Raw genomic sequence first — 25364 nt, 5'->3', positions numbered from 1 at the left:
TTAGTCTCCTTTAGTATAAAAGTTTATGGTACGCACTATTGCCCTGGCACATACCGGGCAAAAGTCTTCTGCCTCATTTGTTTTCATCCTGCAATCAATAAACGGACGGTACACTCCTTTGGCAACATAGCCTCCTCCTTCATACACACCGATGGTATTTTTATATTTATTTTTTGCAGGTGTAGGAACCGGGGTGTCCTGATCCAGCATATCCTTCCATTTACTATCGAAATCAACAAGCGTTGTAACGTTCGGTTCCCATGGCTCTATATCTGCCGGGAAAAAATCGTTATAGGATACATCTGATGTATAATATTCATCCGCCAAACCAGCAAACGAATGTCCAAACTCATGAATAAAAACCTGTTGATTTTTGCGTCCCCGGGTTGAATTTATACTGTAAAAATTATAAATACCCCCACCTCCGTATTTCTCACTGTTTACCAGAATAATGATCTGATCATGCGGTACAAGGGAGGCGTAATTGCTGACATCATACAGGTCATTTGTCATTAAGTACCTGTCGCTGTAAAGCGTATTATAAGACGAATTAAGAGCTGTCTTCACATAAATAGCCTGTTCTGGATCATCTGCTCCTTCCTCTTCTGAATACGACATAACGGCACGGATATTAAACTTACCTTTATTTTCTGCAAATGGCTTTGACGTAAATAAGGCATCTGCAAAATTTTGCGCATCTTCAAAAAACAATTTTTCATCATATTTGGTATATCCTTCAGCAATCAGAACAATATCAATACATTCATCTGTTTTTCCACTGATTAATATATCTTTTGTCTTTGAGTCAGGAGTTTCTGTAGGTCGAACAATTTCACCTTCAGGATTCAGATTAATATTTAGAAGTGTGTCGGTAAATAATCCATCCACACGATGAACAAGAACAAACCTCACATCTTTTTGGGGTAATGGAGCATAAATTGTGTTTTCCATGGACCGTTCGATGTTTTCGGCTTCATCTGTTGTCTGCCATTCCTGAAAAAGTGTACTGAACCCATCGGTATAAATAAGTTTTCCAGTATTCAAATCATATAAATCATATTTATAGGTTCCTTTCCCATGAAACTCATCCAGTTTTGTAGTACGCCCACCCCACTGTTTTTCTTCGTAAACCTGGGAAACAGATGCCATTTGAGATGTTTTGTTACCGGACAAAACCAGATCGACCCGGAGCACCTTATTTGTAAAAAAAGCGTTATAATTAACTTCAGCGAAAAGAATTACACTGTAAAAAGTAAAGAGAATGATAAGACCTTTTTTTTTCATGTGTCTTTATTATAATTTTGTTTTCCACAATAATAGCAAATTTAAGTCAAATGGATATTGAATTTTATCAGAAGCTCAGTGACACAATTCTCAGCTGGTTTACAAATCACGGCTTTGCACAGTCTACAGCAGAAACTCTTCGTACTATCAGCATATTTGCAGTTATAATTATTTTAAGCATAGCTGTAGATTTTGTTTTCAGAAAGATCATCATTGCGATTGTTGCCCGGATCATAAAGAAAACAAAAAACAAATACGATGATATTTTTCTGGAACGAAAAGTTTTCAGTAAGCTGGCACATATTGCTCCCGTTCTGGTTGTTTATTTTCTACTTCCAACGGCATTCCCGGATTCCAATCTGTTCCTGTCGTTCCTCGAAGATATATGTTTTGTGTTCATTGCGTTTAATATATTATTTGTACTGATCGCTTTTATGGATGCACTGCACGATATTTACAACCAGTTTCCCATTTCACAAAACAGATCCATCAAAGGATATGTCCAGTTGTTCAAAATCATTTTTTACATCTTCACATTTCTGGCCATTATTTCAATTATTTTCAACATTAACATGACCAAAATCTTTACCGGGATTGGTGCACTCGCTGCAGTTCTTATTCTGGTATTTAAAGATACCATACTGGGGCTGGTCGCCAGTGTTCAGCTTAGTGGAAATGATATGGTAAAACCGGGCGACTGGATCTCCATGCCGAAATTCAATGCTGACGGTGACGTAATTGAAATTAATCTGACAACCGTTAAAGTTCAAAATTGGGATAAAACCATTTCAACTATTCCAACTTACGCCCTGGTTTCTGACTCGTTCCAGAACTGGCGCGGAATGAGTGAATCAGGTGGACGCAGAATTAAACGGTCCATCAATATTGATATGAGCAGTGTAATGTTTGCGCCTCCGGAGATGCTTAAAAAATTTAAAACCTTTCACATGCTGAAAGATTATGTGAACAAGAAAGAGATTGAAATTGAAGAATACAATAAGAAACTTAAAATCGGAGAAAATGAGGTTTATAACGGACGGCGGATGACCAACCTGGGAATTTTCAGAAAATACCTCGAAAACTACCTGAAGCAACATCCGAAGATCCATCAGGATATGACCTTTCTTGTCAGACAGTTACAACCGACAGACAAAGGCATTCCACTTGAAATTTATGTATTTAGCAATGATCAGGCCTGGGCAAACTACGAAGCTATTCAGGCAGATATTTTCGATCATGTTCTGGCCATAATACCCGAATTCGGCTTGAGAGTCTTTCAGGCACCGACAGGTTCTGATTTTAAAAATCTTAGAGTTTGATATTTTTTTCGCTATTTTACTTACAATTTATAATTAAAATATTAGATTTGTTATTTGGTAGAATGTACATCTATCCAATTTGTAAACTATATTAAAACTATGGCACACCGCGAATTAGACGAACTTGACAAGAAAATTTTATCCATTATCTGTGAAAATGCACGTATTCCGTTTTTAGAAGTTGCACGTGAGTGTGATGTTTCCGGTGCGGCTATCCATCAGCGTATACAGAGGCTGATAAATATGGGGGTGATAAAGGGTTCTGAGTTTGTGTTAAATCCGGCGTCATTGGGATACGAAACCTGTGGTTTTGTTGGGGTTTTCCTTAAAAAGGCATCACTTTTTCATGGTGTCGTGGAAGAACTTAACAAAATACCGGAAGTGGTGGAAGTACATTATACAACAGGAAAGTATGCCATGTTTTTAAAAGTTTATGCCAAAAACAACCGCCATTTACTGAGTATTATTCATGATCAGTTTCAGAATATTGAAGGAATTTCTTCTACCGAAACGATTATTTCCATGGAAGAAGCATACAGCAAACAACCGCCTATTAAATAACGTCAATTTTTCTGCCATAATTTTCTTCTTTTCCTGAAAACTCACACCTTTGCAATTTTGCAGACTTAGGCATATTGTGATTCATTTATGAGAGATCTCACCAAAGGCTCTGTGAGCAAACAAATTTTCACGTTCGCCCTTCCCATGGTTCTGGGAAACGTTTTCCAACAGCTTTACTCCATTGTTGACAGTATTGTTGTGGGGAAGTTTATCGGGAAGGAGGCGCTTGCCGCTGTCGGATCCTCATTTCCGGTTATTTACGTTTTGATCGCCATGGTAATTGGCGTGGGAAGCGGTGCATCTGTGGTCATTTCACAATATTACGGAGCCAAAGAAATGAACCAGGTAAAAAAGGCCGTGTCCACCATATTTATATTCCTGTTCTTTGCCGCGATAGTTGTATCAGTATTAGGCGTATCGCTCAGCAATCCTTTATTTCGCCTGATAAATGTACCCGATAACGTGTTTGATGATGCAACTGTCTACTTCAGAATTTATGTAGCCGGGCAAATCTTCTTCTTTGGTTATAATGGCGTTACTTCAGTTTTACGGGGTTTAGGAGATTCACGCACGCCACTTATCTTTACAATTCTGGCAACCGTGGTAAATATAGTGCTTGACGTGCTATTTGTAGTTGTTTTCAAAATGGGTGTAAGTGGCGTAGCGCTGGCAACCATTATAGCACACGGCACAGCTTTTATAAGTGCTGCCATATATCTGAACCGGAAACATGAAATCATTTCTTTCAAAATTAAAGAGATGGTTTTCGACAAACTGCTCTTCCGTCAGAGTTTACGCATCGGTCTTCCAACCGGTTTTCAGCAAACATTTGTAGCACTTGGAATGGCTGCATTGATTACGATAGTCAGTAAATTCGGAACCAGCGTACTTGCAGCATATACTGTGGCTGGCAGAATTGATGCCATCGCATCTATGCCGGCGATGATCTTTGGATCAGCACTGTCATCTTTTGTGGGACAAAATGTAGGAGCAGGAAGTATGGATCGTGTCAACAAAGGACACATAACCACAGTAATTATGGCTGGCGGTATTTCCATTGCCGTTTCACTGCTTGTCATCCTTTTCGATGATCAACTGATGCATCTGTTTACAGATGCTCCCGATGTGGTTAATGCGGGTAAGGAATATCTGCGCATCGTCTGCTCGTTTTATATCATTTTTGCTACCATGTTCACCTATCAGGGGTTATTCAGAGGCGCAGGAGACACATTGGTTCCAATGTTTATTACACTGGCATCTTTGTGGATTGCACGAATTCCTCTTGCCTGGTGGCTGAGCAGTATCTGGGGAGAAAAAGGCATCTGGTGGGCCATCCCAATTGCCTGGTCCGTTGGATTAATTCTTTCTATAATTTATCACAAATTTGGCGCCTGGCGTAAAAAAGCAGTCGTGCGAAAAAATCAACGCATCATTATTCCCGAAATTGATCTGGAACATGAATAAAAAAAGGGTAACTGTAAAGCCACCCTTTAAGAATCAGAAAATATATTGATTAATTTATATTGATCTTCAGCGATTTTGGTTGCAATTCCGGTTTTTTAGGAATTTCAACATTTAAAATCCCATCGCTGAATGTTGCTTTAATTGTATCCTGATCCACGGTTTCCGGTAATGTAAATGAACGTTTGAATTCTCCGTAATTAAATTCTCTTCGGGTATAATTCATTTCTGTTTCGTTTTTATTTTCTTCTTTCTTACCGCTAACTGTCAATACGTTGTTATCAACATCTATGGTCACTTCTTTTTTGCTGAAACCAGGTAAAGCAAACTCAATATTGAAACCTTCCTTATTTTCTACCACATTGCATAAAGGGGTGTCGTACGAAGGTGAGCCTGGTTCATTACCGTTAAACATATTTTCCATTACATCGTTAAAAAATTCCGGAAATGAAGCTCTTCTTGGACTGTTGTTAAATCTTACGAGTGTCATAATTTAATCCTCCTATTGTTTTGTTATACATTCAATTTTTATGTTTTGCCTTACATATTTCAAAACTGACGCCAAACAAAAAATCCGGAAAATACTTCATATTTCGTTTATAAAACATGTCATTATGACATTTTGTCTCAAATATCTATGCCATATAGTCTGAATTCATACTATTAAGCTCCTATTCTTTAAAACTTTCTTCAACTGCATACAACCACAACCAACTATAAACACTCTTTAAAAAAATAAAAAATCAACGCTTTTATTGCCTAATTAAAAATTTGTTTTTAATTTTGACCAACCGTTCAGTCAAAAAAAATGTCACCAAGAACACCTGATCAATTCAAAGAAATACGTACAGAAAAAATCAAACTGATTTCTGAAGCCGCTCTCAGCTTGTTTGCTGACAAGGGATATGCTAACACAAGCATCAGCATGATTTCAAAAAAGGCGGGAATATCAAAAGGGCTGCTTTACAATTATTTTGAAAGCAAGGATGATCTGCTTGAAAGTATTTTATCTTACGGATTTGATGAGATTATTGAAATCTATGATCTGAACAAGGATGGCGAGCTTGAAATACATGAAATGGAATACTTCATCCGGGAAATATTCAACAGGATCAAGACCAATACAAATTTCTGGAAGTTATATTTCCAGGTCAGCGTCCAACCGGATGTCATAGACAAACTACAGGTTAAAATGAAAGAAATGATCGTCACTTTTATGCACAGCCTGATGAAATATTTCCAAAATATGGGTTTCAAACATCCACAGGTAGAAGCTGTAATGTTTGGATCATTATTGGATGGCGTCACCTTTAATTATGTATTAAATCCCACTATGTTTCCTATAGATGAAATTGTAGAAGAAATTATTCAGAAATATTGCAAAAAACCAGTATCATGAAATACTTAGTTTCAGTTATTTCACTGTTAGTAATATCCCTGGCTAACACATCTGCCCAGGATGCCAAAGCCATTGTAAAAAAGGCCAACGATAAAATGGAAGGTGAAAAATCGAGTTACATCGAAATGAAAATGACCATCCAGCGACCTACGTATGAACGAACCATAGAATTTAAAAGCTGGACAGAGGGAACGAAAAATTCACTGACCTACATTACTGCTCCTGCCCAGGAAAAGGGGCAATCGTTTATGAAAAAAGGCAACGAAATGTGGAGTTGGAATCCTAAAATCAGCAGATTAATCAAACTACCACCTTCGATGATGTCACAGGGATGGATGGGTTCTGATTACACCAATGACGATATACTAAAGGAATCATCCATTGTCGTAGATTATTCCCACAAAATTATCGGCGAAGAAGATATTGACGGCCATTCGTGCTACAAAATAGAGATGATCCCGAATCCTGATGCAGCCGTTGTATGGGGAAAAGTTCTTCAGTGGATATCAAAAAAGGATTTTTTGCAAATGAAAACAGAATATTTCGATGAGGACAATTACCTGGTAAGAACTCAATTGGCCTACAACATCAAGGAAATGGATGGCCGCATCATACCAACACGACTTGAAATTATTCCAGAGGACAAAGACAATCAGAAAACAGTTGTTGAAATTCTGAAGATAACGTTTAACATTCCGATTCAGGATAACTTCTTCTCACAGCAAAATATGAAACGGATCAGATAAATAAAAAACATTCAATATGAATGATATTATAAAACTTGCATGGCGAAATTTGTGGCGTAACAGAAGACGGACGCTGATAACGGCAACCTCTATCTTTTTTGCAATTTTCATTGCCATTGTAATGCGCTCTTTTCAACTCGGAACATATGGACATATGATAAAACAGAGCATTGAGTCCTTCTCGGGTTACCTTCAGATACAACAGCCTGAATATTATAATGATCCCAACATAAACCATTCTTTTGAGTACACCGAAAACCTCGAAAATGAAATCAACAACATAGATAATGTACAGGCCACCGTTCCCCGCATTGAATCCTTCGCGCTAGCTTCCAACGGCACACAATCCAAAGGAATAATGTTGATTGGCATTTCACCCGAAAAAGAACTGCAGCTGTCCAATCCCAAACACAAGCTGATCCATTACCGCTTTACTCCTGAAGCTGTAGATCAATTATCCAAATCAGATCAGTTGCCGGACAACATCAAAAAGAATATTGAAAAATTTAAGAACTACTCCTATTCCACTACTGCCAGAATAGAGCTTGATCTTCAGCTGTCAAAAGAAGAAATTAAAAAATATCTTGACATCATCACCAAAGCAACAGCTTTCAAGTCTAACTATCTCACTGAAGAAGATAACGGAGTATTGCTGTCTGACCGACTTTCCAGATACCTGAAAGCTGCTGTAGGCGATACCGTTGTATTGTTAGGACAGGGTTACCATGGTGTAAGTGCTGCTGGCATTTACCCTGTACGGGGAATTGTTAGCATACCGTCTCCGGATCTGGATAATAAACTGATTTACATGACACTGAAGGAAGCCAATATCTTTCTGGGCATGCAGGGCAACATCACCTCACTGGCAATTAACCTGAAAGATCCGGACAAAATGGATGAGACACAACAAAAGATTCAGGATGTCATAGGCAGTAAAAATTATGTGGTTAAAAACTGGGAAGAACTCATTCCGGTTATCAAACAACAAATTGAAGGTGATAATGTGAGTGGTCAGATTATGCTGGGCATATTGTATGCCATTGTGTTTTTTGGCATTTTCGGAACAGTGCTCATGATGGTGGCTGAACGCAAAAGGGAGTTCGGCATGCTGGTTGCCATCGGCATGAGACGGTCCAAACTTGCCTGGATACTTGCGATCGAAATGACCTTACTGGGATTTATTGGAGCTGCCTCGGGTATGCTGGCGAGCGTTCCGGTCATACTTTTCGGGTATTACCATCCCATTCAGCTTGGAGGTGATATGGCCAAAATGCTTGAGGATATGGGATGGGATCCTGTAATGCCGATGGAATGGTTCAGCAGTTACTTTTACAAACAAGGCATCATCATAGTTGTGATGGTAGCACTGGCCTGCTGGTTTCCGGTAAGGAGCATTCTAAAACTAAATACAATTAAAGCACTCAGAAACTAAATACAGAACAATGATTTGGTCAATAGCCTGGAAAAATGTATGGCGCAGTAAGCGTAGAAGCCTGGTGGTTATCATAGCCGTAACCATTGGGACTATAGCCGGTGTTTTTACCGCAGGCCTGATGAAAGGCTGGGTGGATCAACGTATTGAGTCAGCCATTTTTACGGAAGTATCACATATTCAGATCCACAATAAAAATTATCTGATCAATGAAGAACTAAAATACACGGTTCCTCAGCCTGAAAAACTGATTCAGTTCTTAAAAAATTCCGATGAAGTTAAAGCGTTTTCCAACCGGCTTAAGGTCATGGCAATGGCCTCCACATCCCTCGGAAATACAGGATTAAAACTCCAGGGCATTCACCTGAAGGATGAAGAAGCCGTATCAGATATCTATAAAAAAATTCAACCTGACGGAGGCACCTTCCTGCAGGCGGGAGAGAAAAACAGGGTTGTAATCAGTGATAAAACAGCAGAACAACTCCGGATCAAAACTTACATGGTGACCGATGAAGTACTGGACAGTCTGAAAAAACTGGAAGTGCCACAGGATGCACTCACAACACTTGAAGAGATAAAAGGCACACGGTTCAATACAAAAAAACTGTTTCAGAGCAAACTCGAAGAAATTCTAAGCAAAAAGGATCAGAACAATTACGGAAGGATCATCACAGAAACATCCCGACATTACAGGCTGAGAACCAAAATTGTGTTCACTTTTACGGGCAAGGATGGTCAAATGGTGTACCAAGCATTTCGGGTGTGCGGTATTTACAAAACCACAAATACCATGTTCGATCAGATGAATGCGTATGTACTTTACGACGATCTGGCAAATTTAGCAGGTTTTAACGGTAACGTTTTTCATGAGACAGCCGTTATATTGAATAGCGGTAACGACTTAAAGAAATTCAAGAGTGAATTACAGGATAAATTCAGCGATCTAAGCATTCTCGACTGGAAAGAACTGGCACCCGATGCAGGTATGTTATCGCAATACATGAATTTTTACTATTACATCATCATGGGATTTATCCTTTTTGCCCTGGCCTTTGGAATCATTAACACCATGCTAATGGCCATTCTTGAGCGACTGAAAGAACTTGGAATGCTTTTAGCGATCGGAATGAATAAGAAAAAAGTCTTTAGCATGATCATGCTCGAAACCATTTTCCTTACACTGGTTGGTGCCATTATTGGAATGATCCTGGGAGCAGTCATCATTTACATCACCGGTAGAACCGGCATCAACCTCAGCAGTGTTGGAGAAGGTATGGAAGCTATGGGTTGGGCATCCGTCATTTATCCGGGCATAGAGTGGCATTTTTTCTTCGGCATCACACTTATGGTGATCCTGACAGCTATCCTGTCGTCTATTATGCCTGCAAGAAAAGCATTAAAGTTAAAACCGGCAGATGCCTTAAGAATTGATATGTAACACCTTAATATACGGATCATGAAAGTAATTGAAGTAAAGAAACTCGAAAAAATATACAACGATTCAGAAATCAAGGTTCATGCTGTAAGAGGTGTTGATCTTGTAATTGAAGAAGGTGAATTTACTGCAATCGTAGGACCATCCGGTTCCGGCAAAACAACTTTTTTGAACATGCTGGGAGGGTTAGATCAACCAACAAGCGGTAATATCAATATAGGCGGAACAGATATCGGCACACTGTCACCTTCGCAAATGGTGGATTTCAGATTGCACAATATAGGTTTTGTATTTCAGGCATACAATCTTATCCCGGTTCTGACCGCAAAAGAAAATACAGAGTTTGTGATGCACCTGCAGAAGAAACCAAAGGAAGAACGTGACAAGAGAGTGCAGGAACTGCTTGGTGCCGTTGGCCTGGGAGACCGTCTTGACAGCCGTCCCAACAAGTTGTCCGGCGGACAGCAACAACGTGTAGCCGTTGCCAGGGCTTTGGCATCAAAACCGAAATTTGTTTTGGCCGACGAACCAACAGCTAATCTCGATTCGGAGTCCACAAGAAATTTACTTGAAATCATGGAAAAACTAAATAAAGACGAAAAAATAACGTTTATATTCAGTACACACGACCAGCGTGTGGTTGATAAAGCCCGGCGCGTCATCGTATTAGACGATGGGAAAATTGTAAGCGATGAAAAAAAGTAGAAGTATAATTATTAAAAACCTAATCATTATGATGTCAATTTTAATGCCTTCCGATTCATTTTTTGCACAGGTAAACTCCAGGGCAACCTGGGACATTGAAAAGCTGAACACAGCAAAAGATGTGAAATACCTGTCGGAGTTGGAAAAAGAAGTGATCCTGGAAATCAACATGGTAAGAACGAATCCTGAGAAATATGCAGAGATTTATATCAAACCTTTATTACAGTTTTACGAAGGTCTGTATTTCAGGTATCCGGGACAGGTACCGGTAATTACTGCCGAAGGTAAATCAGCGTTACTCGATTGCGTGGACGCTCTTAATGAGGCTGATCCTGTTGGAATATTACACGCATCAAAAGGGCTGACCCGATCGTCACAGGATTTGATGCGCGATCAGGGCAGGTCAGGGAAAGTTGGCCATACAGGCGGCGACGGATCAAACCCGTTTGAACGCATGAAACGTTACGGCGAGTGGAAAAAAACAGCTGCAGAGAATGTGGACTACGGCAACAATTCAGCACGCTGGATTGTGCTCTCATTACTCATTGACGATGGAGTTCCAGGAAGAGGACACCGTAAAAATCTTTTGAACGGCGTATTTTCAGCCATCGGCATTGCATACGGCCCGCATCCGTATTATGGACATATGTGCGTAATGGATATGGCCGGTGAATATATTGAAAAGTAAAACATAACCACTTTGTGAAATTAGAATTCAAATACCGGTTCGCCCGTATTGCTTATTTACTGATGCTTTTATCTGTTCCTTTCAGCATTGTAAAAGCGCAGAAGTTTACGGTAGATGGTTATCTGAAGGACATGCAGACCTTATGGAAAGCCAAAGACATTCCTTTAATCTCCAATAATCTGATCCATAACCGGTTAAATTTTAATTATTATGCCACCGATAATCTGACATTTCATGTAGGCATGCGCAACCGCCTTACATGGGGAGATTTTCTGAAGCTTGGCGACGCTTTAAATCTTGGATCAGCCTTCAATTATGCAGATATTATGAAAGCCGATAATGGGTATTTCAACATGTCATGGAATGTTGCTGACCAGTCTCCTGATTTCATTTTGAATACAACTCTGGACAGACTTTACCTGGATTATTCAAAAGGGAAATGGCAGGTAACAATCGGAAGGCAACGCATCAACTGGGGCGTGAACCTGGTATGGAATCCGAATGATATCTTTAATGCCTTTTCGTTTTTTGATTTTGATTACGAAGAACGACCGGGCATTGATGCAGTCCGGGTTCAGTATTACACGGGTTACGCATCATCACTCGAATTGGTGTATCAGTTGGAAGAAAATTTTGACAAGATGTCTATGGCCGGATTATACCGGTTCAATGCCTTAAATTATGATTTTCAGATACTCAGCGGTAAGATGCGACAGGATCTTGTAGCCGGTGGCGGGTGGTCAGGTGACATTAAAGGTGCGGGCTTTCGTGGTGAAGGAACCTTCTTTTATAATCCTGATTCCACAGGCTCGGCTGCTCAACAGTTTGTGGGTTCAGTCAGCCTGGACTACATGTTTTCCAACAGTTTGTACCTTCATGCTGCCGTACTTTTTAATTCCAAAGGCAGAACCGGAAATTTTGGAGATATAAATTATTTACTAAACACGGATCTTTCACCTAAAACATTGTCATTTGCGAGATGGTCCCTGTTTGGTCAGATTAGTTACCCGCTTTCTCCAATCGTAAATGCGGATCTGGCCGGAATGGTTAATCCAATAGACGGTTCATTCTTTCTAAGCCCAACTATCAGCTGGAATATGGCTCAAAATGTGGATTTCTCGTTTATCGGTCAGATATTTAATGGGTCATCCGACGATGAATTTGGTAACATAGGCCACCTTTTCAATATCCGGTTCAAATACAGTTTTTAGAAATTATAATACATGCTTTTCTGCATGATATGATGACCGCACAAGGGGGCCGCTCTCTACATGCCTGAATCCCATCGCAAGCCCTACTTCCTCATAGTGTTTAAATACTTCAGGTGTTACGTATTCCACCAGTTTAGTATTACGTTCCGACGGCGGTAAATACTGCCCAATGGTGACAACCTTCACCCCAACATCTTTTAAATCACGCAATGCCTGTATTACCTCATCTTCGGTTTCACTTAAACCAAGCATAAGACCGGATTTGGCAATCAGACCGGAACCTGCGATATAACGAAGCACACGAAGACTTTTTTCATATGTGGCCTTACTCCTGATATTCGGAGAAATACGCTCCACAGTTTCGATGTTGTGCGAAATGACTTCAGGTTTTTCTTTAATTACCACATCCAGCAACTCCGGTTTTGCATCAAAATCGGGAATTAGAACTTCCATCGTTAAACCAGGATTATGCCGTTTTACAGCACGTATCGTCTGAGCCCAAAACTCAGCACCGCCATCTTTCAAATCGTCCCGGGCCACTGATGTGATAACCGCATGTTTTAACTGAAGCGTCTGAATACTTTTAGCAAGCCGTATGGGTTCAGCCCAGTCCACCTCATCCGGCTTTTGCAAATCAACATAACAAAAGCGGCAATTACGGGTACATTTATCACCTAGGATCATAAAAGTGGCAGTTCCGGCATTCCAACACTCCCCCTTATTCGGGCAGTTTCCGCTGGTGCATATTGTATGTAAATCGTGTTCTCTGATAAGGTTCCTGACCTGTGAATAATTCGTTCCTTTCGGCATGGGCACCTTCATCCATCGGGGAAGGCGCATCGTATCATTTTTTAAGCTCATCTCAACTTTCTATACTGGTTTAAAATGCTACTCAGCTTGCATTTATGAGTCTGAACAATTACTTTTGCCAAATGTTTAGAAATAGTCTAAATAATAATTAAAAAGAGATGAACAAAGGAAGTTTGCATAAGGTAATCGAGGTAAGGGAACTCACTGATACTGTTTATGTTTTAAGAGTTGAACGCAATGGATTTGAATTTCAGTCCGGGCAGTATCTGGCTTTAGGCAAAAAAGGCGATATACAGAAAAGAGAATACTCAATTTACAGTGGAGAAAAGGATGAGTACCTTGAGGTATTGATAAAAGAAGTTCTGGAAGGAGATGTCTCAAAAAAACTGCACAAACTAAAAGTAGGTGATGACGTAGAAATTGAAGGCCCTTACGGCCATTTCATACTCAACGGAACACCACGCGATAAAAAGATTATATTTATTGCTTCGGGTACAGGCATTTCACCCTGCCACAGTCTGATTCGAAGCAATCCAAAACTGGATTATATGGTATTGCATGGTGTAAAGTACAGTTTTGAATCTTACGACAGACATGCGTACCATCCTTACCGCTATATTCAATGTACATCCCGTGAAACTGAAGGTGATTTTTACGGCAGAGTAACCGATTATCTCAGCAGGCATGGAGCGGACGCAAAATCCGAATATTTTTTATGCGGAAATTCAAATATGATTTACGATGTATTTGATATTCTGAAGGATAAAGGTGTGAAACAGGATCAGATTCATACGGAAGTATATTTCTGATACATCTCCCGGCAAATCGGGACACCTCCTTTTTCATAAAAGAGGTCTTTATTCTTAAATCTTTTGTCTTTTTATCTTATAAAAAATGAAATTTCATTTAGAAACGCTGGGTTGTCAGATGAACCTTTCCGACGGAGAGAGGGTCACTGCTGTATTTGAGGAGATGGGTTATCAGTGGACTGATAAAGAAGAGGATGCCCAGGTTATTGGAATTCTGGCCTGTTCAGTCAGACAAAAAGCCATCGACAAGGTCTATTCCAGAATTCACAAATGGAATAAATGGAAAAACAACAAAAACCTGATCACGTTTATATCGGGCTGTATTCTACCATCAGACAAAGAAAAATTTCTTGATCTGTTTGATATTGTTTTTCAGATGAGTGAACTACCAAAGCTACCGGAAATTATTGCACAATACGGTATTGTTACTCCTGCCAGTCTGAACACAAATTTTGCGTTCAAGGTCAATAATAATTTATCCACTTTCTGGCATATTGAACCAAACTATAAATCCTCATACGAGGCATTTGTTCCGATCCAGAACGGATGTGACAAATTCTGTACATTTTGTGCCGTACCCTACACCCGTGGACGGGAGGTTTCAAGGCCATCGGCTGAAATACTGGATGAGATTCAGAATTTGATAGATAACGATTATAAATCAATCACCATTCTTGGGCAAAACGTAAATTCATACGGACTGGATAAAAAGGGAGAAGAACTTTCATTTGCCCAACTGCTCGAAAAAATTGGTCAGATAGGCGATGCATCCGGTAAAAAACTCTGGATCTACTTTACGTCACCGCACCCCCGGGATATGCAACCGAATGTTTTCCATGTAATGGCAAAATATAAATGCCTTGCCAAACAGGTGCACCTACCTGTTCAGTCAGGAGACGACAAAGTTTTGATAAAAATGAACAGGAAACACAGTGTGGAGGAATATCGCAGACTGGTGGATGAAATCAGAAATATAATACCGGAAGCTACCTTATTCACGGACATTATAGTCGGGTTCACAGGCGAAACAGATGAACAGTTTGAAAATACACGTAAAATCCTGAAAGAATTTCAGTACAACATGGCCTATATCGCTATGTATTCGTCGCGTCCCGGTGCTGTAAGTTCCAGATGGCAGGATGATATTCCGCTTGATACAAAAAAACAAAGACTGCATCAGCTCTCTGAAGACTTAAAAGCAGTCAGTGAAATATACAATAAAACATTGGAAGGAAAAACCATAGATGTTTTAATTACGGGAAAACACCGTAAGGAAGGTTATATGACCGGACTTACTGAAGGAAAAATAAACGTTCAGATTAAAGAAGATGATCCGGGTCTGATCGGATCAATCGTAACTATAAAAGTTACCTCCTCAAGAGCATTTTCAATTGAAGGAGAACTTGTTAATGCACTTATTGCCGGTTAATACAACCAGATCAAACCAAACAAAAATGCAAAAAAAAGTAGCATTCAAAACTCTTGGATGCCGTTTAAACCAGTATGAAACTGAGGCTCTGGCGACGTCATTCAACGAAAAAGGATACGAAGTAGTTGATTTTAATCATGCTGCTGATGCGTATGTTATTAACACATGTACCGTAACAGGACAGAGTGATCAAAAATCAGGCTATTACATAAACCGCGCCGGAAAGCGCAACAATAAACCTGTTCTGGTTGTAACGGGTTGTATGGTCAATAACCATGAAGAAAGGCTGAAGGAAAAAGATGTCATCTCGTACCTCGTTAAAAACGAACATAAGACCAGTATTCCCAACCTGCTGGATGCCCATTTCAGGGGAGAAATATTTCCTGAACAGTTTCTCAAACCGGATTCATTTTCCTATGGTTCAGCCAAGCAAATGTTCCACACCCGAAGCATGATTAAAATTCAGGATGGCTGCGATAACATGTGTACTTTCTGTATTATTCCTACGGTAAGAGGAAGAGCTGTAAGCCGTTCACCAGAACAGGTGATACGCAATATCAGACATAACCTGGAAAACGGGTTCAAAGAAATTGTGCTGACAGGGGTTAATATCGGCAGATATTCTTACGAAGGAAAAACCTTTGAAGATCTGATTGAAAAAATTCTGGATATGCCGGAAGATTTCAGACTCAGAATTTCGTCGCTTGAACCGGATGGTTTTACAGAACGGTTCGCAGACCTGTTTCAACACGAAAAGTTAATGCCACACCTCCACCTGTGTTTACAAAGCGGTTCGGATAAAGTACTTCTAAGAATGCGAAGAATGTATAATGTACAGACATATATGAATGTCATTGAAACGTTTAAAACCAGGTATCCTGATTTTAATTTTACAACTGATATCATTGTAGGATTTCCGGGGGAAACAAACGAAGACTTTGAGCAAACCATAAAAATTGCCCATCAGGCTGAATTCAGCCATATCCACACGTTTAAATACAGCCGGCGGACAGGAACCAGGGCAGACAGGATGACGGATCATATTAATGAAAAGTTAAAAGAAGAACGCAGTAAAGTCATTCGTGATTTATCGGATGAAAACAAATTGAATTACCTGAAACGGTTCATTGGCAAAACAGAAAAACTTTTAACCGAAACACACTCAAATGAAGGGTTTCATGGATATGGAGAACATTATATTCCTATAATTAACACCCGCGCCACTCAAAAAAACCAGATCATTGATACTAAATTAAATACTTTGATCTTCATAAACGGGGAACCTTTTCTAACAGAACACTAGTTAAATTGTAAATAATTCATTAATTTTGATTAAACTTATTTCGATAAATATTTCAGATTATGAAAAATTTAACATTATTTTTATCATTAGTGATTATTATAGCATCCTGTACAAAAAAGGAAGATGCTTTGGTACTGCCCCCTGAAAATAGCATGGAAATGGATTTCAGTTCATTTACATCAACCAAATCAGCAGAAATTACAGAAGGAACAATTATAAATCATGCTTATGCCGCAATAAACATTGCATTCTGGAATACAATCCTTTATGTAAATCTTGCTGTTCCGGTTGCATCATTTAAGACCGCCTTCAGTCATGTTCCTGTCAAGACAGGTGAAAAAATGTGGGAATGGACCTATACTGTTGAAGGTTTTAGCGGAGCATATACCGCAAGATTAACAGGAGAAGTTATGACAGATTCTGTTGAGTGGAAAATGTATATTACAAAAACAGGAGTCGGAGGTTTCGATGAATTTATGTGGTACAGTGGAAAATCGGCAACTGACAGAAGCGGAGGCTATTGGGTTTTAAACCGGAATAATGAATTCCCTGAAAAGATGTTGCGTATTGACTGGAAATACGAAAACAATGACGTTGGTGACATACAGTTCACAATTGTCCGTAAATTAAATGATTACAGAGTGCCGGAAAAGAATATGGGTGCCTATATTCATTACGGAAGAACTGAGGATTACTACAACGCATATTATGATATCCATATTTTTAACGACCAGGTTTCAGATTTTGTGGATGTCAATATTCAATGGAATAGGTCTGTATTTGATGGTCAGGTAAAGTCACCGTCCTTCTACAACGACGAAGACTGGCATTGTTGGGATAGTGATGGATATGATCAGGACTGCAACTAAGCATAAAAGTATAAAATGAAAAACGCCATCTGCATTCGACGATGGCGTTTTCTTACATTTAAGTTTAGGGTATCTGATGTTATTTGATGTTTCAAACTTACAACCATTTTCTGTATTTTTTTTCACGGAAAACCATAAATGTGAGTATCACGGTTTACAGTTATTTACTCAGCTATAAACAATTAACGGTTTACAGTTAAAAAATGAATCTCTGCAGATACATATTTTTTTAAAAGAGCAACCGACCAGTTTATTGTATCATTTAACCTGTCAGTATCTCCATCAAATGCATTTATATTCATAAGCAATAACCGGCTGTTTCCCCTAATTCTGGTACGTATCTCATCACTGGTGGGTGTTCCTATTCCCCCAAGCTCATCCCGTAATACCGGTAGCCCCTCAATATTTAATTTGCCCCTTCCAATACCTTCATATTTTTCATTAGTTTGACCAATGCCATATTTTAACTCTCCCGCAACAGATTCATAATCAAATCCCCCGATGGAATACCCGGTTTTAAGGGATACGAGATTTATTAAATCGACTAAAGTAGAAATGTGGTATAGCTCCTTTCCTTGAAGAATTCTTCGGTTCAACTGTTCTGCGGATGGCCGGTATCTGTTGGGATCCTTACCACAAGACTTATAAGCTTCACGCGTTGCCTTGATAGTCGGAATATGCTTTACGCTTTCAATCTTTAGTTTTTCTCTTAATTCAGTTTCATATGCCTTGATCTCATCCCATAATTCCTGATTATATTCGCTGTTGGTAACAGTGCAAACGATATCACCTAACAATAAATTCGGAACGGCATATCTCAAATTATCCTGAAATAAGATGACAGGTTCTTTCATTTCTTACTTTTTATGTTATCAACCACAAATTTAACCATCCTTAAATGTCTGACAAACAGGCATGACTTTTGCTTCACGTTATTTAACTTCGTTAAGTGCATTTTTTTTGTAATTTAGTTCGCGTAAAAATTTTAAATCATGAAATATATATTTCCAGTTTTTGTATTGTTTAGTCTAATACTTTTCTCCTGTGAGAAGAAAACAAACACAGGAGGTGGCGAAGTTGTTGAAATTGACACAACAATTGTAGGCGTTAACACACCGGTAAATAAATGGATTTGGGAAGACATGGATCTCTATTATTTATGGAGGAATCTGATGCCTGATTATGCTAAAACAAATCAGGATCCATTTGATTATTTCCATTCATTGTTATACAGTGACAGAGATAAGTGGAGTTTTTTGACAGAGAACTATAAAGATCTTGTAAATAGTTTCAAAGGTATTGAAAAAGCTGCGGGCTACTCTCTTGCTTTATACTATAAAGACAGCAGGCATGTTGATGTAATTGGTATTGTTGAATTTGTATATCCCAACACACCAGCGGCTAGAGCTGGCATCAAGAGAGGTGATATCATTACTAAAGTAAACTCACAGGTTGTTACTGTCAACAATTATCTTGATCTGCTTTATTATACTGATGATCAGGTATTAACATTATCCCGATATGAGGGGAATTCACTCGTAGAACTCCCTGATAACAAACATGTTATTGCAGAACAGATTGTAGAGAATCCTGTCATTAAAGATACTGTGTATACCATTGGGGACAAAAAAATAGGATATCTTATGTATGTTGGTTTTATCAGTGATTTTAATTCCAGTTTAAACAGTGTATTTAATCGTTTTAAAACCGGCGGCGTAACTGATATGATTCTGGACTTAAGATACAATCCTGGTGGAGATTTAGGTGCAGCAAATTATATGTGTAGCAATATTGCACCGGTTTCTGCGGTGACAGCGAAAAGCAGGCTTGTTAATTTTAACTGGAATTCAGATCTTCAAAGTTATATTGAAAGCCAGGGCTGGACAGACAACCTGTACATAAATATGACTGATACCGTAACAAATAATCTGAATTTATCGAAAATTTATGTCTTGACTACAAACGGCACTGCATCTGCCAGTGAGTTAACGATCACAGGTCTCAGACCATATATGGATGTTGTTTGTGTCGGAGACACAACACACGGGAAATATGTAGCATCTATTACCCTACCCAATGCCGATTCCACCTGGGCTATGCAGCCTATTGTCATTCAGTACTCAAATGCAGATGGATTTACAAGTTTTTATAAAGGATTGGCACCGGATTATTTAGTTAATGACAGCTACGCATATGGTATAGCAGACACAAATGACCCTATGATAAATAAAGCCATTGAAGCCATAACTGGCATTTCAACAAAAAGCTCTGTAATAGCAGAACATAAAAATTCGTTAAAGTATTTTGGACGAACTGGCAGAAATCCCAGAATACAGGAAGGATTACTGAACTACGATAAGAAAGGTTTAATAAAAAGATTAAATCATTAGTAAAAATAACAACATCAGTTAACAATAAGCCTTTGATATTGTATCAGAGGCTTATTATTACTATCCAAACCACATATTTTAATTACATAATTTGTTTTGATATCTCCTGTATTAAATCGAACATCTTCATTCAGGGATATATCAGTATTCCAGTATATACAGTTTTGTACCAAAGGTTTCACTGAATTTATATCAGAATCTGATATCCATTTCCCATAAAAGGGTTGCTGGCAATATTCAATAGTTCCTGTAACAGCATTTTTCTGCAACTTAAGACCAGCCAGATTTCTGTCATCTGATTTAATATTGATTAAGCCACTGAAGGTATAATCACCTACAATAAATTTTCTGTCTATGATTTCAAATCTGTCTAACAAAAGAGGATTTATCTCCAAAATGTTATTGATATTAGAATAATATATATCGTCAACTAAAACCAACGGTGAATATGAGCGATCCACAATCTTTTTCAATCCATCAAGAATTAAGAATTTTTTTGTATCCGACTGAGACTGAATTAATACATGAGTTGATAATTCATTTATATATTCTGTTACAGAAGGTAGTTCAATAAAGTCATCCGTATCTATTATTATTTCAGGTTTTCCGTAAAAAGACCTGCTCTTTTCCTCTTCATGTTTCTCTACAAATCTGTTCGCGATCTGGGCATTTAGCATCATTTTTTTGTACAATTCCAGTATCTTTTCATTTTCAATCATAGTTTTATGAACAGAAAAAGAATTACCTTCTGTTTCATATTCAGCAAGCACTTTAAAACTTAAATATTGAAGATCCGAATTAACGATATATATCTGTTTGCCCAGACCAGGGGGAAGTTCAAAACAGAACTGACCCAGGGAATCAATACGTGAAATGAGAAAAACCGGATAACTACCCGGCGAAGAATAATACATCCGAATATCATATGACTGGCTTGAAACTGAATTCATATCCACCTTTCCTGACACCATCTGACCACGCAATTCGGGCGAAATGCTGAAGCTATCTCCACTAATTAAATTACTTTGAGAAAAAGTGCCTGCAGTCAGTGAAACCTCAGGTACCACACTAATGGAAAGAATTTTGTTAAACCTATGTTTTGACTTTACTGACAGCCTTACCTCGCTACGTGTATGAGTTAAAATGGAATCATGGAATAAAATACCTCCCATATTTTTCACAACGTTACTATCAGAATAAAAATACTTACTGTTTTTGTAAGTTGGATTTATAACATTTATGATGACGGTATTGAAAGAATTTAACCCAAAATTCCTCATCACTCTGGTGTAACCTCTAACCTTATAAATTCCGTCTGGCAGATCAGCAGGAAGTCTTACTTTTCCTGAAGTTTTTCCGGAATTAATAAAATAACATGCTTTAGATACAGCGGTCCCTTCTTCTGTAACAATATCAACATAAAATACCGTACTTGAAATAGAATGCTGCTGGAGATTGTATGCACTGAAAAATATATCTTCTCCTGCCACATATACCGTCCTGTCAATACTAAAAACGTACTCTTCTGTCAGTACATTCCTGTCTGGTTTGTTTTGTCCTGATGCAGCAACTAAAAACTGAATCACAAAAAACACTATGTATGTTAACCTATTATTCATTCCAGAAATCCGGTTTAAGTGTTGTTCCTCCGGCAAGAATACAATCAAAACAGTACTTTTGAGCAATCCCCATCTCTCCTGCATTTTCGCCGAATCTTATTGTCGACAAATAATATGGATATAACGACTCATTTAAATCCGCAATATCTGTTGGAACAGTTAAAATACAGCCATCAAATTCATGTGTTCTAAAACCAAAATCATTATTAATAAAGTACCTTTTTTCTGTAACTCCTGATGCGAAAAAATACCCCAGTACCTTTTCTTTTTCATTGTTTATATTCTTAATATTGCCATAAAGCTGTGAAGGTTGTGTCTCATAAAGAGAACCTGACTCCTGCACTCGTTTTTTAAGTTCTTCGAAATAAATATACGCATCGCTGCTTATAGATTTCATTTTCACCAGCACACTATATCGTTTTTGCAACTTAGAGGATTCAATCGTTACAAACTGTAAAGGGATATCATCGACAGTACTCCCGGTTATTCCAGCTAAACTGCCCAGGTAAATCCGATTATCCTTTTGGGTTTTCCAGCATCTCTTCAATTGCTTGTAGGAATTCGGAGCCATGTAAATACCGGAATCATCAAAAAGAAAATCAATAGGTAATGGCACTTCAAATTCCCAGGTTTCGGTTAACTCAAATAAAACATACGGACTTGCAGCTGAGTTGAAATTCACGTCCGCTGTAAACTGCAATCCTTCATAATACAGTTTCGGTATTGTAGTAATTTCAACCCCTCTTTCCGCCATAACTGTATCAAGTTCCGCTACATAAGCTAATGTCTCCGGTGCGCTTTCATATTCTTCACCTTCAGGAGTCTTAACATGTAACGTATATATCCTGTTATATACAAAATCATCGCCGGCATACCAACGTTGATAAACTCCAGGGGCAATTTCATCATAATAGTAGCCATTTCCGGCATTGTCGTCTACAAATACTGTGCAACCTGAAACCGGATTGTTTATCTGCTCAGTAATTAACGATGTCTTTGAAACGTAAATAAACTGATATCCTTCTCTATTTTCTACTGAACCATTTATAACAATTCCACTGTTTACAGAATCAGTATCCGGCATAAATGGTTCAATGCATGAACTTAGCAGAAATGTAATTATTATGGTTATTATACTAATTCTCATAATTCCCCAGTTTAAAATTCCAGGTAACCGTAAATACAGGCACTCCTATAATGGAAAGCTTATACCCTTGTAAACCTTTTTCCTCAGATCTGAAAAATACAGAATAAGCATTTTTTCTTCCGGTAACATTATATACTCCGACACTCCACCAACTATGAAATGCTTTTTTTCGCCTCAAATTACCTTCCAGATTAACTGACATATCTACTCGGAAATAATCAGGGATCCTTCCTGCATTTCTGCTACTGTAATCAAAAAATGGCAAACCGTTTACATAATATAGTCCCTGTGGATATGTCATAGGCCGTCCGGTAGCATATACGGCATTTGTAGCAAAGCTCAATCTTCTACTCGCCCTTAACACGGAATAGAAATTTACAGAATGCGGTATATCATAATCTGATGGATATTTTAATCCGTTATTGATCTTTTGCCAGGGTTCATTTCCATCTACAAGTATTGACGAGTTTGAATAGGCATATGAAAACCAGCCGGTTAAAATCCCTTTATTCTTCTTAAGCATAAACTCTATCCCATATGCATCCTGCTGCCCCTGCAAAACTTCGGTTTCAATATTATCCTTTGTTATCAAATTAGCACCATCCTTATACTGCAGAACATTATCAATACTCTTTTTGTAAACCTCCAGAGACAAAGACATTGATGGATAATTAATTGATCTATAATATCCAAGTGACATCTGATAACCTTTTGATGGTTTAAGAAAACTATCACTCAGTTTCCATTGATCCTGTGGAGATATGGCATTCGTATTTGAAAGCAGATACAAGTATTGTTGTCCCTGATCGAACGATACTTTAATAGAGTTATTTTCGTTAAGCATATAATTCATGGCCATTCTTAATTCCCCCCCCGAATAGTTCTTAATTACTTCATTATTTGCATACGAAGTTACTTTCTCAATATTCTGATCACTTCTTGGAATACCACTTATATATGTATTAATATCTTTCGGACCCAAATAAAAATAGTCACTATACCTTATTCCCAGGTATAGTTTCAGGAATTTAGTCAATTCTATCTCGTCACTTAAAAAGGCAGCTGTTTCAACTGCTTTCTCGTTGGTTATAGGAATTTCGGTTATAACTGATCCTTCAAGGGGCTCTACATTACTTCTGTTAATATTATAAAGAATACCATCTAACCCGGCTTTGAAAATGTTGTTTTTAATCTTAGAATATGTCAATATAAATTTAGCTTCATTATGTAATAAGGAATATGACTTTTTATATCCATGACTTACAGGGTCCAGTGTAAAATTCTGATTAAAATAATCAGTACCCGCCAACTCCAGCTTTGTTGCCAGGTTTGTATTATATACCTTTTTCCATACCACAGAATATCCCTTATTGGAATATTCATATTTATTAAGCGTACCCAGTTGAAACTGATCTTTACTGTAATATACTGTTCCTTTAATTGAAGATGTTGAAGAAAGTAGATAATTAGCTGATACTGACAGATCGTTAAACCCACCACTGCTTTGTTTATAAAGTGGCGATTCTAAGCGTGATAAAATGTAGTCACTAAACGTTGACCGGTAAGATGCTATAATTGAAGCTTTATCTTTAATAACAGGCACCTCAGCAATTATACTTGCAGTTATCGGACTTATCGCACCACTCATTTTAAATTTTCGAAGATCACCATTCTTGGAATTTAATTCCATAACAGATGCCAGACGACCTCCATAACTGGCTGGCATATGACTTTTATAAAGGTTCAGGTCATTAATGAGCTCTCCGTTAAACGCTGAGAAAAAACCAAATAAATGTGACGTATTATAAACAGGAATACTGTTAAAATATACCAAATTCTGATCAGCGTTACTCCCTCTGATATACAACCCACTGGTTCCTTCGCCAACACTTTCAACACCGGGAAGCATTTGTACGGCTTTGAGCACATCATTCTCCCCCAACATAGTTGGTAAATCTTTTAATGTTTTGTATTCCATTCGTTCAAATCCCGTATTCATATTAGCCACGGTGTTATTGACTGACTGCCTTACTGTGACTTCCTTGATGGGGATAGCCTTTTTCATGAGTTCAATATGCGCTATTCCAGGCCCCCTTACATCCAGTTCAATGTTTTTTTCATCCCGGCCTATATAATTTAATGTCGCATTATACTTCCCCGGAACTAAATCAAGATTTATATATCCTTCAAGATCAGATATTGTCCCCTTTCCTTCCTCATCAAAATACAGGCTGGCTCCCGGAATCGGTGCTCCATCCTCCATGCTTTGAATATATATTTTAACCGAGACTGGTTTTGAATAATTTCCCTGGTTTTCTCCAACAATAACTTTTTCTATATTTTCAAAACGATACTGCCCAGGCATAAAACCGTTTTCAGAATCCATATCATACGACTTTATTTCAACCGCAGTATCTGCAACATTAATGAAATTCAGTTTTGTAATAACTGGCTCTCCTTTATATATATATATGCTGCTGTCCCGAATAAGAAAATTTAAGGATACAGGCTTTAATACCGAAGACAGAACTCTTTCAACAGGAGTATTACTCAACAAAGCGTTAACAAGAATCTCCCTGGTTTGTATTGAATCATAAAAAACATGGAAGTTGGTTTGGCCTTCAATTTCGTTAACAAAATCATTCCAGTCGGTATTATAATAATTACCAGATATTCTATCCTGTCCAAAACTAATTCCGGTATAAAATGATAAAACCAATATCACAAAAAGTGCACTCCTCATAACA

The 25364-nt window shown here is 38.2% G+C and carries 22 protein-coding genes; 15 read left to right on the top strand and 7 right to left on the bottom strand.

The window, feature by feature from the left end:
• Entirely contained in the window at window positions 1-1284 is a 1284-nt protein-coding gene (locus tag ACE1ET_RS09065) for a M64 family metallopeptidase (RefSeq protein WP_375728072.1), read from the bottom strand.
• Between the two features lie 50 nt (window positions 1285-1334).
• Between ACE1ET_RS09065 and ACE1ET_RS09060 the strand changes: the two genes are divergently transcribed.
• From ACE1ET_RS09060 to ACE1ET_RS09050, 3 genes are all read left to right on the top strand, one after another.
• Window positions 1335-2603, top strand: a complete 1269-nt coding sequence (locus ACE1ET_RS09060; protein ID WP_375728071.1) for a mechanosensitive ion channel family protein — start codon at window positions 1335-1337, stop codon at window positions 2601-2603.
• A gap of 99 nt (window positions 2604-2702) precedes the next feature.
• The gene (locus ACE1ET_RS09055; RefSeq protein WP_375728070.1) at window positions 2703-3164 is read left to right on the top strand and encodes an Lrp/AsnC ligand binding domain-containing protein; all 462 of its coding nucleotides are present in this window, start codon (window positions 2703-2705) and stop codon (window positions 3162-3164) included.
• Between the two features lie 87 nt (window positions 3165-3251).
• A complete protein-coding gene (locus tag ACE1ET_RS09050; RefSeq protein WP_375728069.1) occupies window positions 3252-4628 on the top strand; it encodes an MATE family efflux transporter in 1377 nt (458 codons plus the stop codon).
• Between the two features lie 49 nt (window positions 4629-4677).
• Here the strand turns inward: ACE1ET_RS09050 and ACE1ET_RS09045 are convergent, their stop codons facing one another.
• Window positions 4678-5115 (bottom strand): Hsp20/alpha crystallin family protein, encoded by a 438-nt coding sequence (locus ACE1ET_RS09045; RefSeq protein ID WP_375728068.1) that lies wholly within the window; start codon window positions 5113-5115, stop codon window positions 4678-4680.
• A gap of 318 nt (window positions 5116-5433) precedes the next feature.
• Here ACE1ET_RS09045 and ACE1ET_RS09040 point away from each other — a divergent pair, with 318 nt between their 5' ends.
• The 7 genes from ACE1ET_RS09040 to ACE1ET_RS09010 are packed head-to-tail and all read left to right on the top strand — an operon-like array spanning window position 5434 to window position 12241.
• Window positions 5434-6024 carry a TetR/AcrR family transcriptional regulator gene (locus ACE1ET_RS09040; RefSeq protein WP_375728067.1) on the top strand — a complete coding sequence of 197 codons (591 nt, stop codon included), beginning with the start codon at window positions 5434-5436 and terminating at the stop codon, window positions 6022-6024.
• Complete coding sequence (locus ACE1ET_RS09035; RefSeq protein WP_375728066.1) at window positions 6021-6770, top strand: outer membrane lipoprotein-sorting protein; 750 nt, start codon at window positions 6021-6023, stop codon at window positions 6768-6770. Before ACE1ET_RS09040 ends, ACE1ET_RS09035 begins: the two co-directional genes overlap by 4 nt.
• A gap of 16 nt (window positions 6771-6786) precedes the next feature.
• The gene (locus tag ACE1ET_RS09030; RefSeq protein ID WP_375728065.1) at window positions 6787-8202 is read left to right on the top strand and encodes an ABC transporter permease; all 1416 of its coding nucleotides are present in this window, start codon (window positions 6787-6789) and stop codon (window positions 8200-8202) included.
• A gap of 10 nt (window positions 8203-8212) precedes the next feature.
• Window positions 8213-9640, top strand: a complete 1428-nt coding sequence (locus tag ACE1ET_RS09025; RefSeq protein WP_375728064.1) for an ABC transporter permease — start codon at window positions 8213-8215, stop codon at window positions 9638-9640.
• Between the two features lie 18 nt (window positions 9641-9658).
• Window positions 9659-10342 (top strand): ABC transporter ATP-binding protein, encoded by a 684-nt coding sequence (locus ACE1ET_RS09020; RefSeq protein ID WP_375728063.1) that lies wholly within the window; start codon window positions 9659-9661, stop codon window positions 10340-10342.
• A 28-nt stretch (window positions 10343-10370) separates the two neighbouring features.
• Window positions 10371-11030, top strand: a complete 660-nt coding sequence (locus tag ACE1ET_RS09015) for a CAP domain-containing protein (RefSeq protein WP_375728062.1) — start codon at window positions 10371-10373, stop codon at window positions 11028-11030.
• Between the two features lie 14 nt (window positions 11031-11044).
• A complete protein-coding gene (locus ACE1ET_RS09010; RefSeq protein WP_375728061.1) occupies window positions 11045-12241 on the top strand; it encodes a hypothetical protein in 1197 nt (398 codons plus the stop codon).
• Window positions 12242-12244: 3 nt separating this feature from the next.
• Here the strand turns inward: ACE1ET_RS09010 and lipA are convergent, their stop codons facing one another.
• A complete protein-coding gene (gene lipA / locus ACE1ET_RS09005) occupies window positions 12245-13102 on the bottom strand; it encodes a lipoyl synthase (RefSeq protein ID WP_375728060.1) in 858 nt (285 codons plus the stop codon).
• A gap of 107 nt (window positions 13103-13209) precedes the next feature.
• On the opposite strand from lipA, the gene ACE1ET_RS09000 reads away from it, so the two are divergent.
• The 4 genes from ACE1ET_RS09000 to ACE1ET_RS08985 all read left to right on the top strand — a co-directional run bounded on the left by ACE1ET_RS09000 (window position 13210) and on the right by ACE1ET_RS08985 (window position 17461).
• A complete protein-coding gene (locus ACE1ET_RS09000; RefSeq protein ID WP_375728059.1) occupies window positions 13210-13860 on the top strand; it encodes an FAD-binding oxidoreductase in 651 nt (216 codons plus the stop codon).
• 85 nt (window positions 13861-13945) lie between these two features.
• On the top strand, window positions 13946-15289 hold the full coding sequence (gene miaB / locus ACE1ET_RS08995) for a tRNA (N6-isopentenyl adenosine(37)-C2)-methylthiotransferase MiaB (RefSeq protein WP_375728058.1): 1344 nt from the start codon (window positions 13946-13948) through the stop codon (window positions 15287-15289).
• 25 nt (window positions 15290-15314) lie between these two features.
• Entirely contained in the window at window positions 15315-16592 is a 1278-nt protein-coding gene (gene mtaB, locus ACE1ET_RS08990) for a tRNA (N(6)-L-threonylcarbamoyladenosine(37)-C(2))-methylthiotransferase MtaB (RefSeq protein WP_375728057.1), read from the top strand.
• Window positions 16593-16651: 59 nt separating this feature from the next.
• Window positions 16652-17461 (top strand): hypothetical protein, encoded by an 810-nt coding sequence (locus ACE1ET_RS08985; RefSeq protein WP_375728056.1) that lies wholly within the window; start codon window positions 16652-16654, stop codon window positions 17459-17461.
• Window positions 17462-17643: 182 nt separating this feature from the next.
• Here ACE1ET_RS08985 and ACE1ET_RS08980 read toward each other — a convergent pair whose 3' ends face one another.
• Window positions 17644-18315, bottom strand: a complete 672-nt coding sequence (locus tag ACE1ET_RS08980; RefSeq protein ID WP_375728055.1) for a B3/B4 domain-containing protein — start codon at window positions 18313-18315, stop codon at window positions 17644-17646.
• A 138-nt stretch (window positions 18316-18453) separates the two neighbouring features.
• Here ACE1ET_RS08980 and ACE1ET_RS08975 point away from each other — a divergent pair, with 138 nt between their 5' ends.
• Window positions 18454-19851, top strand: coding sequence for a S41 family peptidase (locus tag ACE1ET_RS08975; RefSeq protein WP_375728054.1), 1398 nt, complete (start codon window positions 18454-18456; stop codon window positions 19849-19851).
• A 14-nt stretch (window positions 19852-19865) separates the two neighbouring features.
• Here ACE1ET_RS08975 and ACE1ET_RS08970 read toward each other — a convergent pair whose 3' ends face one another.
• Genes ACE1ET_RS08970 through ACE1ET_RS08960 form a run of 3 tightly spaced genes read right to left on the bottom strand, consistent with a single transcriptional unit; the run spans window position 19866 to window position 25360 of the window.
• Complete coding sequence (locus ACE1ET_RS08970; RefSeq protein ID WP_375728053.1) at window positions 19866-21470, bottom strand: hypothetical protein; 1605 nt, start codon at window positions 21468-21470, stop codon at window positions 19866-19868.
• Window positions 21463-22617 (bottom strand): DUF4249 domain-containing protein, encoded by a 1155-nt coding sequence (locus ACE1ET_RS08965; protein ID WP_375728052.1) that lies wholly within the window; start codon window positions 22615-22617, stop codon window positions 21463-21465. The genes ACE1ET_RS08970 and ACE1ET_RS08965 overlap by 8 nt, the downstream gene beginning before the upstream one ends.
• The gene (locus ACE1ET_RS08960; protein ID WP_375728051.1) at window positions 22607-25360 is read right to left on the bottom strand and encodes a TonB-dependent receptor; all 2754 of its coding nucleotides are present in this window, start codon (window positions 25358-25360) and stop codon (window positions 22607-22609) included. The genes ACE1ET_RS08965 and ACE1ET_RS08960 overlap by 11 nt, the downstream gene beginning before the upstream one ends.
• Between the last annotated feature and the right edge of the window lie 4 nt (window positions 25361-25364).

The organism is Quyinboa mangrovi, from assembly GCF_042219825.1.
Classification (GTDB): Bacteria; Bacteroidota; Bacteroidia; order Bacteroidales; family UBA5342; genus JBHJHP01.
Note: the sequence above shows the minus strand (reverse complement) of the source record. Positions and strands in the feature narration are given on the sequence as shown.

What these genes read in the sequence shown, in the direction of transcription:
- mtaB (WP_375728057.1), top strand. Translation starts at nt 15,315, where the DNA reads ATGCAAAAAAAAGTAGCATTCAAAACTCTTGGATGCCGTTTAAACCAG.
- ACE1ET_RS09030 (WP_375728065.1), top strand. Translation starts at nt 6,787, where the DNA reads ATGAATGATATTATAAAACTTGCATGGCGAAATTTGTGGCGTAACAGA.
- ACE1ET_RS08980 (WP_375728055.1), bottom strand. Translation starts at nt 18,315, where the DNA reads ATGAAAGAACCTGTCATCTTATTTCAGGATAATTTGAGATATGCCGTT.
- ACE1ET_RS09040 (WP_375728067.1), top strand. Translation starts at nt 5,434, where the DNA reads ATGTCACCAAGAACACCTGATCAATTCAAAGAAATACGTACAGAAAAA.
- ACE1ET_RS09020 (WP_375728063.1), top strand. Translation starts at nt 9,659, where the DNA reads ATGAAAGTAATTGAAGTAAAGAAACTCGAAAAAATATACAACGATTCA.
- ACE1ET_RS08970 (WP_375728053.1), bottom strand. Translation starts at nt 21,470, where the DNA reads ATGAATAATAGGTTAACATACATAGTGTTTTTTGTGATTCAGTTTTTA.
- ACE1ET_RS09060 (WP_375728071.1), top strand. Translation starts at nt 1,335, where the DNA reads ATGGATATTGAATTTTATCAGAAGCTCAGTGACACAATTCTCAGCTGG.
- ACE1ET_RS09015 (WP_375728062.1), top strand. Translation starts at nt 10,371, where the DNA reads ATGATGTCAATTTTAATGCCTTCCGATTCATTTTTTGCACAGGTAAAC.
- ACE1ET_RS09035 (WP_375728066.1), top strand. Translation starts at nt 6,021, where the DNA reads ATGAAATACTTAGTTTCAGTTATTTCACTGTTAGTAATATCCCTGGCT.
- ACE1ET_RS09045 (WP_375728068.1), bottom strand. Translation starts at nt 5,115, where the DNA reads ATGACACTCGTAAGATTTAACAACAGTCCAAGAAGAGCTTCATTTCCG.
- ACE1ET_RS08975 (WP_375728054.1), top strand. Translation starts at nt 18,454, where the DNA reads ATGAAATATATATTTCCAGTTTTTGTATTGTTTAGTCTAATACTTTTC.
- ACE1ET_RS08960 (WP_375728051.1), bottom strand. Translation starts at nt 25,360, where the DNA reads ATGAGGAGTGCACTTTTTGTGATATTGGTTTTATCATTTTATACCGGA.
- ACE1ET_RS09000 (WP_375728059.1), top strand. Translation starts at nt 13,210, where the DNA reads ATGAACAAAGGAAGTTTGCATAAGGTAATCGAGGTAAGGGAACTCACT.
- ACE1ET_RS08985 (WP_375728056.1), top strand. Translation starts at nt 16,652, where the DNA reads ATGAAAAATTTAACATTATTTTTATCATTAGTGATTATTATAGCATCC.
- miaB (WP_375728058.1), top strand. Translation starts at nt 13,946, where the DNA reads ATGAAATTTCATTTAGAAACGCTGGGTTGTCAGATGAACCTTTCCGAC.
- ACE1ET_RS09025 (WP_375728064.1), top strand. Translation starts at nt 8,213, where the DNA reads ATGATTTGGTCAATAGCCTGGAAAAATGTATGGCGCAGTAAGCGTAGA.
- ACE1ET_RS08965 (WP_375728052.1), bottom strand. Translation starts at nt 22,617, where the DNA reads ATGAGAATTAGTATAATAACCATAATAATTACATTTCTGCTAAGTTCA.
- ACE1ET_RS09065 (WP_375728072.1), bottom strand. Translation starts at nt 1,284, where the DNA reads ATGAAAAAAAAAGGTCTTATCATTCTCTTTACTTTTTACAGTGTAATT.
- lipA (WP_375728060.1), bottom strand. Translation starts at nt 13,102, where the DNA reads ATGAGCTTAAAAAATGATACGATGCGCCTTCCCCGATGGATGAAGGTG.
- ACE1ET_RS09050 (WP_375728069.1), top strand. Translation starts at nt 3,252, where the DNA reads ATGAGAGATCTCACCAAAGGCTCTGTGAGCAAACAAATTTTCACGTTC.
- ACE1ET_RS09055 (WP_375728070.1), top strand. Translation starts at nt 2,703, where the DNA reads ATGGCACACCGCGAATTAGACGAACTTGACAAGAAAATTTTATCCATT.